This window comes from Burkholderia glumae LMG 2196 = ATCC 33617 (genome assembly GCF_000960995.1).
GTDB lineage: Bacteria > Pseudomonadota > Gammaproteobacteria > Burkholderiales > Burkholderiaceae > Burkholderia > Burkholderia glumae.
This window is the reverse complement of record NZ_CP009434.1, coordinates 2072307-2082618: the sequence shown is the minus strand read 5'-3', so window position 1 is coordinate 2082618 and position 10312 is coordinate 2072307. Positions and strand designations below refer to the sequence as shown.

The window sequence follows — 10312 nt, the reverse complement described above, 5'->3', positions numbered from 1 at the left end:
CCCGCACGTCACGCCGCCGCAGCGGTCCGGCTTGCGGTAAGGTGTGCGCTTCGCAACACGCCGCCGCCCGCCCCGATGTCCGTTCCGCCTGCCGATCCCGATCCGGCCCAGCTGCATTTCGACCGCGCCCGGTTGCTGGTGCGCGCGGATCGCTACGCCGAAGCCGAGCTCGAATATCGCCGCGTGCTGGACCTGCTGCCGAACGCGGCCGCGGCGCACAGCAATCTCGGCAACGTGCTGGAAGTGCTGGGCCGCCTGCCGGAAGCCGAGACCCACGTGCGCCTGGCCGCGATGCTCGATCCGGGCCTGCCCGAGGCGCACTACAACCTCGGCAGCATCACCCGCCAGTCCGGCCGCCTCGACGAAGCCGAGGCCGCCTACCGGCGCGCGCTCGCGCTGCGTCCCGACTATCCGGACGCGCAGTTCGGCCTGGCCACGCTGCTGCTGGCCGCTGGCCGCTACGAGGAAGGCTGGCGGCGCTACGAATCGCGCTACGCGCACCCGCGCTTCGTGCATGCCGAGACGGCGCGGCGGCTGGCCTGCCCGCGCTGGCTGGGCGAGCCGCTCGCGGGGCGCGCCGTGCTGGTGTGGCAGGAGGACGGCCTCGGCGACATGATCCAGTTCGCCCGTTATCTGCCGATGCTGAAGGCGGCCGGCGCGCGGCAGGTGACGGTGGCCTGCATGCGCGCGCTGCACCGCCTGCTCGCCGGCATGGACGGAGTCGACGCCGTGCTCGATCACGACGCCGCGCAGGCCGGGGCGGCGCGTTACGATTGCTGGACGAGCCTGATGAGCGCGCCCGCGCACTTCGGCACCAGCGTCGATACGATCCCCGCGCCGCTGGCGCCGCGCGTGGACGCCGCCAGCCTCGCGCGCTGGCGGGCGCCGCTCGCGGGGCTGGCTGCCGGCCGGAAGGTCGGCCTCGTCTGGAAGGGCAATCCGCACCATCACAACGACGCCAACCGCTCGCTGCCGGCGCTCGACGCGCTCGCGCCGCTGTGGGCCGTGCCCGGCATCGATTTCATCAGCCTGCAGAAAGGCGCGGGCGAGCAGGAGGCCGAGCGGCCGCCCGCCGGCCAGCCGCTGCTGCCGCTCGGCGCAAGGGTGGCCGACCTGGCCGACAGCGCGGCCGTGATCGCGCAGCTCGATCTGCTGATCGGCGTCGATACGGCCGTCGTGCATCTGGCCGCCTCGCTCGGCGTGCCGTGCTGGGTGCTGCTGCCCGCGCGCGACCTGGACTGGCGCTGGATGCAGGCGCGCGAGGATTCGCCGTGGTATCCGGGCTGCGTGCGCCTGTTCCGGCAGTGGGGCGACGAAGCTTGGGCGCGCGTCGTGGCGCGGCTCGCGCGGGCGCTGCAGGCGTGGGCGAAGGCGCCGGCGGCGCGCCGCTGAGGCGCGAGGCCGGCGGCGGCCTTGCCGTGGCGCGCCGCCGCCCGCGGCGCGGCCGAGCCGTGCCGGGCTTCGCCGCCGCGGGTATGGCGGGGGTGGCGGCTACGCCATCTGGCCCATGCGGAAGAACGCCACCGCCTCGGTCAGATGGCGGCCCTGGCCTTCGAGCGACTTCGATGCCGCCGCCGCTTCCTCGACCAGCGCCGCGTTCTGCTGCGTGACGGAGTCCATCTGCGTGATGGCGAGGTTGACCTGCTCGATGCCGCGGCTCTGTTCCTGCGAGGCCGAGGCGATCTCGCCCATGATGTCGGTCACGCGCGCCACCGCCTGCGTGACCTCGGTCATGGTCGAGCCGGCCGCGGTCGCGAGCGACGAGCCTTCCGCGACCTTGCGCACCGATTCGCCGATCAGTTCCTTGATCTCCTTGGCCGCCACCGACGAGCGCTGGGCGAGCGAGCGCACTTCGCTGGCCACCACCGCGAAGCCGCGCCCCTGTTCGCCGGCGCGCGCCGCTTCCACCGCCGCGTTCAGCGCGAGGATGTTGGTCTGGAACGCGATGCTCTCGATGATGCCGGTGATGTCGGCGATGCGCGAGGAGCTGGCGCTGATGTCGCCCATCGTGCTGACCACCTGGCCCACCACCTGGCTGCCCTTCACGGCCACCTCGGAGGCATTGGTCGAGAGCAGGCTGGCCTGCTTCGAGTTCTCGGCGTTCTGGCGCACGGTGGAAGTCAGCTGCTCCATGCTGGAGGCGGTTTCCTGCAGCGAGGCGGCCTGCTGCTCGGTGCGCGCCGAGAGGTCGACGTTGCCCGAGGCGATCTGGCTCGACCCGGTGGCGATGCCGTCGGCGGCCGCGCGGACCTGGCCGATCAGCTGCACGAGGCTGGCCTGCATCTGCGCCATCGAGGCGAGCACGCTGCCCTCCGGTGCCTGTTCGCCGCCCGCCACGCGGCTCAGGTCGCCACCGGCCACGCGGCGCGCCACCGCGTTCAGATCGTCCGGCTCGGCGCCGAGCGAGCGCAGCAGGCCGCGCGTGATCAGCAGGCCCGCGATCATCGCCATCGCGATCGCCGCGAGGCAGATCGCCACCAGCAGGTTGCGCTGCAGCCCATAGTGCTGCTCGGACTCGCGCACCAGTTCGTCGGCGCGCTCGTGCGTGGCGGCCTGAAAGGCGTCGGTGGCCTTGACCAGCGCGGCCAGCAGCGGCCGGCACTCGTCGTTGATCTTGGTGATCGCGTCGTCGCGCTTGCCGGCCACGGCGAGATCGACGATGCCCTTGGCCACCGGGCTGTAGGCGGCCTCGATCCGGTTGATCTCGCCGACCAGCGTGCGCACCTTCTCGCTGGCGTCCCGGCTGTTCGCGATCATCGTGTTGAGCTTCGCGAGGCTGGCTTCGACGTCCTGCTGCGCCTGCGCCTCCACGCCCTTTTCCAGCTCGAAATCGGCGGGGCGCACGGCGATCGCCATGTTGCGCGCCGCGATGGCGCGCCGGTTCACGGCGTTGCGCACCTGCTGCGCCGTCGTGGCGCGCGCGTCGACGCCCGACACGAACTGCACGAAGCGATCGTTGGCGCTGCCGAGCATCGTCAGCGAGATCACCGAGACCATCGCGACCACCGCCGCCAGCACGGCGAACGCACCATAGAGTTTTGTCTTGACCGACATGTTCTGCTTGCTCATACCCATCGCTTCCGAAAGTTTTCCCGAGACATGAAAGAAGTTCTCTCAATGCCGACGTGCTCGGGCTGTCGGTCGTGGCGATGAAAGCCATCTGAATTGGATAACGGCGCGCGGCGACGCAGGTTGAGTTGCGCAAAGGTTTGCTTTTGGATTTGTCTTTATTTAACAGTTTCCCGGCCGGGCGCCGGGTGCGCGGCCGCGGCGACACCGCTGAGCACGATCGTGCGGGGGCCGCGCGGCGGCAGCGGTCCGTCGCGACTGGGGTGGTGGGGTGGGGCGGGCGGGTCGGGGCGGCATGCGAGCGTGGCCTCCCGATGCGGCAACACCTTGCAGCACGCGGCCGCGCCGCGCGGCTAACGCACCTTCGTGCGGCGGGCCTGCTTCGGCGCGCCGGCCTTGGCGCGCGGCGCTTCCCGGTGCGCCGTGGCCGCCTCGCCATGCAGGTCCTCGAGCCACGACAGCGCGTCGGCATAGACGAGGAACTGGCGCAGATACTCGGGCGACAGCTCGCGCATCAGCAGCAGCGCGCGATGCACGAGGCTGCTCGAATTGAGCGGCCCGGCGTTTTTCGGCACGCGATCGAGCGAGCGCTGCACCTGCTGGTCGGCGCTGAGCCTCGACCAGGCTTCGCGGAAATAATCGAGCAGCTCGACGGGCGGCTCACGGCGCGCGCCGCGCGCCATGTCGCCGGCCAGCATCGCGAATGCGCGGCCGGCCGGCCGCGCCGCGGCCCGCGCGGCGGCGGGCTCGCGCGCCGCCGCGCGCTCGATGATGGCCGCGTAGTCGGCGAGCAGGGCGGCCAGGCGCGCGTCCAGCACGCGCCGCGCCGTGCCGGCGTGCGCGCCGGCACGCCGGGCCAGCGCGACGAGCGCGGCGAAACGCACCGGCGCGAGCCGGTCGGCGCCTTGCGCGCGCCACGCGGCGAGCCGGGCCTCGACCGCGGCGGCGCCGGCGCTGGCCTCGCCGTGGGCCGCGCCGGCCGATGCCGGGGCCTGGCCGCGCGCGGGCGCGAAGCCCTCATTCATGTGCCTTGCCCGCCGCGCCGGCCGGGCCCCCCGACGCTCCCGTCGCGGCCCCCGCGGCCGCCTTGGCATGGGCGGCCGGGCCCGCCGGACGCGGCACCGCGGCGATCTCCACGCGGCGGTTTTTCGCGCGGCCCGCCTCGTCGGCGTTCGAGCTGACCGGCTGCTCGGAGCCGAAGGCCGCCGCGAACACCGACCCGGCGGGCACGCCGGCCTCGATGAAGGCGCGCGTGACCGTCAGCGCGCGCTCGGCCGAGAGCTCCCAGTTGTCGGCGAAGCGGGCATTGCCGGCGTGGACCTGCTGGTCGTCGGCGAAACCGCTGACCATCAGGATCTGGTCGCGGTCGCGCAGATAGGCGCTCAGCGGCCCGGCCAGGCTGCGCAGCAGCGCGCGCCCCTGCGGCTGCAGCTGGTCGGAATTGACCGCGAACAGCACGTTGCCGCTGATGCCGATGCGGCCGTCCACCAGCGTCACGCGGCCGGCCGCGAGCGGGCCGGCCAGCGCCTGCTCGAGCGTCTTGCGCCGCTGCGTCTCGAGCTGCCGCTGCTTGATCTCGTCGGCGAGCCGCGACGAGGCCTCGAGCTGCATCCCGATCACGCCGACCAGGATCAGCACGAACGCGCCGAGCAGGGCCGCCATCAGGTCGCCGAACGCGGCCCAGACGGGGGCGGTCGGCTCCGCGCCGCCTTCGATTTCCTCGTTCATGCCGCGTTGGCCCCGCCGATGCGCTGCAGGTTGTCGACGATCTGCTTCTGCGAGAGCAGGCTCAGGTCGATCACGTCCTTGGCCTGCGCGACGTAGTACGCGAGCTGCTCGTCGCTGCGCGCGAGCGACTGGTCGAGCGCCGCCTCGATGCGCTGCAGCTGCGCCATCAGCTGATCGTTGGTCGCGCCGAACTGCTGCACGGCCTGGCCGAACGCCTCGGCCAGGCTGGCCATCTCGACCGCGCTGCCGGTGACCTGCGCGGCCACCCCGTCGAGCGCCTGCGCGCCGGCCGCGACCTGCTCGTCGAAGCGCGCGCCCACGCGCTCCATCAGGCCGGCGGAGGTCTGCACCAGCGCGTCGATGGCGCCGCGCTGCTCGGTGCTCGCGTGGCTGACGGCGTCGAGCAGCGTGGCGACGGTCGAGAGCAGGCGCGCGCGCTCCTCGAGCATCGCCGTGTCCTGCACCATGCTCTCGGAGAGCTTGCGGCGCAGCTCGGCGACGACCTCCGCGGCCGCGCGCGGCGCCTCGGCGGCCGCCTCGGCGAGCCGCGCGATCTCGGCGAGGGTGCCGTTGGCATGGGTCTCGGTGTGGGCGGCGATCTCGGCGGCGGTCTTCGCCAGCGCGTCGCAGATGGCCTGCTGGCGTTCGGCGGCCTCGGCCGACGCCGCCTTCCATGCCGAGGCGTTGGCCTCGGCCGCGCGCGTGATCCCGGCGAGGGTGCCGTGCGCCTGCGCTTCGGTATGCGCGGCGATCTCGCCGGCGTTCCTGGCGAGCGCGTCGCACACGGCTTCCTGGCGCTGCGCGGCCTGCGTGCTCGCGGCGAGCCACGCGGCCGACGCGGTGTCGGCCGCGCGCGTGAGCTCGGCGAGCGTGCGGCTGGTCTGCGTCTCGGCCTGCGCGACGAGCGTGCCGGCGGTGCGCTCGAGCGTGGCGCAGACGGCCTGCTGCTGCTGCACCGCCTGCGCGTTGAGGGTATGCCATTCGCCGCGCAGCGCCGCGCCGAGCGCGGCGAGTTCGGCCGTCCAGGCCGCGAGCCGCGTGTCGTCGCGCTCGGCGAGCCGCGCCTGCCACTCGGCCTGCGCCGTGCCCAGCTCGTGCAGCAGCTGCGCCGCCTGCCGCCCGAAGGCGTCCGCCGCGGCCGCGAGCGCCTGCCGCTGGTCGCCGGCCAGCTTCTCGCCGCTTTGCTCCTGGCGCGCGAGCGCGGCTTGCCAGGCCTGCGAGACGCCCTCGGCGGCCTTCGCCTGCTGCGCGCCTAGCTCGCGCAGCAGGGCCGCCGAGCGGGCCTCGAAGCTGCTGTTGAAGCCGTCCAGGGCGCCGCGCAGGTCGTGCGCGAGCGTGTCGCCCCAGCGGCGCTGGGCGTCGAGCGCCTCGGTCCAGATGCCGGCCACGCGCGTGGCATTGGCCTCGAAGCCGGCGCTGAGGCCGTCGAGCTGGCGCTGCACGGCCTGCGTGAGCGTGCCGTGCAGTGCGGCGCTCTCGCGCGCGAGGCCGGCCATGGCCGCCTCCACTGCCGGCGCGATGGCGGAGCCGGCCGCGCGCGCGCTGTGCTCAGCGCTCGCCGTCAAGGCCGCGCCGAGCGTGGCGGCCAGCCGCGTGTAGCTTGCCTCGGCATTGGCGAGAAACGCCTGCTGGCCGGCCATCTGCTGCTCGCCGAGCGTGGTGCTCTGGCGCTCGATGCCGGCGATCAGGGTTTCCAGGCGCGCGACCAGCGTGGGCAGCGCCTCGGCCTGCCGCTGCATCAGCACCAAGCCGGCCTCGCGCTGCTGCGCCTGCGTGAACGGGCGCAGCGTGGTGGCGAGCTGCGCGTCCAGCCGCTGCGCCACCTGCAGCCGCTCGCGGCGGCACAGCGCGGAGAGCAGCCCGAGCATGGCGGAACTCGCCACGCCGGCGATCGAGGTGCCGAACGCGAAGCCGAGCCCGCGGATCGGCGCGTAGAGCGCGACACGGATCGCGTCGAGGCCGGTGGCGCCGTCGAGCGCGGCGCTGGTGCCGCGCAGCGTCGCCACCATGCCGAGCAGCGTGCCGAGCATGCCGAGCAGCACCAGTAGGCCGACCAGATAGGGCGTAAGCGCGGGGCCGGGCAGCGCGGCGCGCTCGCCGTCCAGGCGCGCGCGCACGGCGCCGCGCAGGCTGGGATGCAGCGTGTCGAGCCAGGCGCCGGCCGATGCCGGCGCGGCCGGCAGGGCGAGCGCGCGCGCGAGGTTCGCGGTGGCCTGCCGGTAGCGGTGCAGCTCGAACGCGCCGCCCGCGTAGCAGGCCGCGATCAGGGCCGTGACGGCCAGCGCCAGCGGATTGGTGGCGAGGTAGCCGGCGCCGATCCAGCACACCACGGCGAGGCCGGCGAGGAACACGAGGAGATCGATACGAAGTCGGGACATAAGGTTTGCGTTAGCGGGCGTGAAGGGCCGACAGCAGCCCCTCCACCGGTTGGAACCGAACCTCCAGTTCCGCGAGCAGGACGCTCTGCAGATCCTTGCGGAAGGTGTCGAGCCAGGCGAGCGGCGCGGCTGCGTCGCCGCGGTGCGCAGCGCCGGCGTCTGCGCCGGCCGGGGCCGCAGCCTGGCCGGCCGGGTCGGCCGGGTCGGCCGGGTCGGCTGGGTCGGCTGGGTCGGCTGGGTCGGCTGGGGTGGCGCGATCGCCGGCCTGGGCGGCGTGGTCCGCCTCGGCGGCCAGCGCCGCGCGGCGCAGCTGCTCGAAGCGCGCCGCGAGCCGGCCCGGCACGGCGCCGAACAGGCTGCGCTCGCGCGCCGCGAGCGAGCGCTCCAGCGCGGCGTCGAGCACCGCGAGCCGGGCCTGTGCCGGCGAGCTGGCGGCCAGCCGCGCGCGCAGGAAGGTGCGCAGGTCGCCGATATCGCTGTCCATCAGCTGTTGCAGGGCGAGGTAGCTCTGGCGATAGACCGCGAAATCGGCGTCCGTGGCGCGGGGTTCCGGCGCCGGCCGGTGCGGGTGCCGGGCCCCGGCCGGCGCGCCGCGCGGTGCCGGCCGCGCGGGCGCGAGCACGGGGTCGGCGGCGATCGCCGCCGACAGTGCGGCGCGCAGTGTCCGGCAGCGCTGGGCCGCCTCGTCGTCGCGCATGCGCGCGCCGCCGGCCGCGGCCGGGGCCGGCGCGCCGAGCACCGACGCCAGCGTGACCGCGTCGGTCCAGCTCAGCCACTGGCTGAGCCGGTCGGCGAGCGGCGGCTGGGCGGCCTGGGCCTGGAGCGGCCGCTCGGTGCCGCCGAGGCTGGCCAGCAGGCGGACGAGGGCGGGCGCAGCGGAAAGCGTGCGCGGCGGGGAAGGCGGCATGCGGCGGGAAACGAAAAAAGGCAGCAGTTTACACGTCGGCGCGCGTGAGCTTGCGGTTTTGCCGCAGCGCGCGCCGTCGCGAGGCGGTCGCGACGCCCGGCGCGGCCCGTCCGGCGCGGCTTCGCGGCGATGCCCGGGCCGCTTCGCGGGGACGGCCGGGGCGGGGCGCTGAGGGCTTGGCGGACGCGATCGCCGGCGCGCGCGGCGGCCCGTCGATCCGCGCGCCGGGCGGGGACCCGTCCCGCTGCCGTGGTTCCGCCCTAGGCCCGAGGTCGGCGAGGCGCCGTGCCTGCGCGGCGGGCCATCGTTGCCAGGCACGGGCGCGTGACGCCGCGCGCCGGGCGGCCGGGCCGGCGCCGCCGCCAATGCCGCATTCGGTCGCTTCCGATCGGCTCGTGAGGCGAGCCGATCGGGTCCGATATATGATGAGGCGCGAATCGCAACCTTCCGCGCATCGACAGGGACGCATATGAACCGCAAGGACAAGACTGCCCAGGCCGATCCGGCCACCGCGAGGCTCGGCGATTTCCTCTGCTTCGCCGTCTATTCGGCGAATCTGGCCTTCGGCAAGGCCTACAAGCCCCTGCTCGACGAACTGGGCCTGACCTACACGCAGTACCTCACGCTGGTGGCGGTGTCCGAGGAACAGGCGCCCACCGTCGGCCGGCTCGGCGAGAAGCTGTTCCTCGAATCGAACACGCTCACGCCGATCCTGAAGAAGCTCGAGGCGCTCGGCTATCTGCAGCGGCAGCGCGCCGCGCGCGACGAGCGTCAGGTGTTGATCAGCCTGACGCAGCAGGGCTGGCAACTGCGCGAGGAACTGGCACAGGTGGACCTCGCCGGGGCCTGCGGGCTGAGCCCGGACCAGGTCGAGCGGACCCGGCAGGCCGTGCTCGTGCTGCGCGACAAGCTTGTCACGGCGGTGCGCGGGGGCGGCCGGCAATGACCGCGCGTGCATCGGGCACGCATCGGGCATTTATTGGGTGTTTGTCAGGTATTTGTCAGGCATGTGCCGGGCGGCATCGCCCGATGCCGCCCGGCGATGTCCGGACCGGCCCCGGCATTGGTGACGCCGGGGCGCCCCGCCGCCGCACGGCGGCGTGCCCGGGTTCCGCTCGCGGCGGCGAAGCCGGCGGCCGAGGCGGGCCGACCGGCCGGTGGTGAGCGCCCGGCGCGCGCGCATCGGTGAGGCCCGCCGCCGCGGCGCGTCGCGAGCCCGCGGCGGCGGCCCGCCCGCCCCGTCCGCAGGGTCCGCCGCGCCCGCATGCATCCGCCGGCCGCCCGGCTCCGTATATGGTCGTCATCGCCATCCTGGAGCGCGCATGTCTGCTGCCGCCGTTGTTCCGCTGGTCCTGATCGGTCCGCCGCCGTCGTGCGCGGCGGCCCGGGCCATCCCGCCGCGCGCTCGCCCGGCCGGCACGGCTGCTGCCGGCCGCGCGGCCGGCAGCTCGCGCATCGGCCGGACCGCCCTGGCCGGGCCGTCCGGCCAGGGCCGCGGACCACGCGGCGGCGCTGCCCGCGCCCCGTTCGAGAAGCCCCCCACCCGCCTGCGAGGTTCGCTATGAGACGCTTTTTGCTGCGCTGCATCGTCGGAACGCTGGTGATCGGTTTCGGCCTCGCCCTCACGGCCGGCTGCACGAGCGATCCGCCGAACCCGAACCCGCGCGCGGCCGTGCCGCTGTCGACCGTGCCGGTCGATCTGCCGCGCTACATGGGCCGCTGGTACGTGATCGCCCATATTCCCTACTTCGCGGAGCGCGGCTTCGTCGGCAGCCGCGCGCAGTGGACGCTGCGCGCGGACGGCCGCATCGACGACGTGTTCGTGGGGCGCAAGGGAGGCTTCGACCGGCCGGAAACGCGCTATCGGTTCCTCGACACGGTGAAGCCGGGCAGCGACGGCGGCGCCTGGCGCGTGCGGCTGTTCTGGCCGATCTACGTCTGGCAATTGACGCTCTACGTGGATCCCGACTATCGGTACACCATCCTCGGCTATCCCGGCAAGAAGCTCGGCTGGATCTTCTCGCGCGAGCCGAACATGGACGAGGCCACCTATCAGGCGCTGCTGGCCCGGCTGGACGCGATGGGCTACGACACCTCGCGCTTCCGGCGCGTGCCGCAAACGCCCGATCAGATCGGCAAGCCGGGCTTCACGTCGCCCGGCGACCATGGTTGAACGCGCCGGTGCAGCCAAACCGGCTTCTGACCCGTATAGTTCGAACATGCGATTTTC

At 74.1% G+C, this 10312-nt stretch carries 7 protein-coding genes and 1 pseudogene; 3 read left to right on the top strand and 5 right to left on the bottom strand.

Features of this window, described 5'->3' with window-relative positions; translation table 11 throughout:
- Positions 1 to 75: 75 nt before the first annotated feature.
- The gene (locus KS03_RS09660; RefSeq protein WP_012733699.1) at positions 76 to 1392 is read left to right on the top strand and encodes a tetratricopeptide repeat protein; all 1317 of its coding nucleotides are present in this window, start codon (positions 76 to 78) and stop codon (positions 1390 to 1392) included.
- On the opposite strand, the pseudogene KS03_RS09655 reads toward KS03_RS09660, so the two are convergent.
- The 5 genes and pseudogenes from KS03_RS09655 to KS03_RS09635 form a co-directional block, all read right to left on the bottom strand.
- Positions 1337 to 3069 (bottom strand): annotated as a pseudogene (locus KS03_RS09655) (methyl-accepting chemotaxis protein); the annotation flags it as partial. The gene KS03_RS09660 and the pseudogene KS03_RS09655 overlap by 56 nt on opposite strands.
- 353 nt (positions 3070 to 3422) lie before the next feature.
- On the bottom strand, positions 3423 to 4094 hold the full coding sequence (locus KS03_RS09650) for a DUF2894 domain-containing protein (RefSeq protein ID WP_080763613.1): 672 nt from the start codon (positions 4092 to 4094) through the stop codon (positions 3423 to 3425).
- Positions 4087 to 4797, bottom strand: coding sequence for an OmpA family protein (locus KS03_RS09645; RefSeq protein WP_012733702.1), 711 nt, complete (start codon positions 4795 to 4797; stop codon positions 4087 to 4089). Before KS03_RS09645 ends, KS03_RS09650 begins: the two co-directional genes overlap by 8 nt.
- The gene (locus KS03_RS09640) at positions 4794 to 7175 is read right to left on the bottom strand and encodes a DUF802 domain-containing protein (protein WP_039202095.1); all 2382 of its coding nucleotides are present in this window, start codon (positions 7173 to 7175) and stop codon (positions 4794 to 4796) included. The genes KS03_RS09645 and KS03_RS09640 overlap by 4 nt, the downstream gene beginning before the upstream one ends.
- Positions 7176 to 7185: 10 nt before the next feature.
- Positions 7186 to 8082, bottom strand: a complete 897-nt coding sequence (locus KS03_RS09635; RefSeq protein WP_045678758.1) for a DUF3348 family protein — start codon at positions 8080 to 8082, stop codon at positions 7186 to 7188.
- A gap of 469 nt (positions 8083 to 8551) precedes the next feature.
- On the opposite strand from KS03_RS09635, the gene KS03_RS09630 reads away from it, so the two are divergent.
- Positions 8552 to 9028, top strand: coding sequence for a MarR family winged helix-turn-helix transcriptional regulator (locus KS03_RS09630; RefSeq protein ID WP_012733705.1), 477 nt, complete (start codon positions 8552 to 8554; stop codon positions 9026 to 9028).
- 615 nt (positions 9029 to 9643) lie between these two features.
- The gene (locus KS03_RS09625; RefSeq protein ID WP_012733706.1) at positions 9644 to 10255 is read left to right on the top strand and encodes a lipocalin family protein; all 612 of its coding nucleotides are present in this window, start codon (positions 9644 to 9646) and stop codon (positions 10253 to 10255) included.
- Positions 10256 to 10312: the final 57 nt, after the last annotated feature.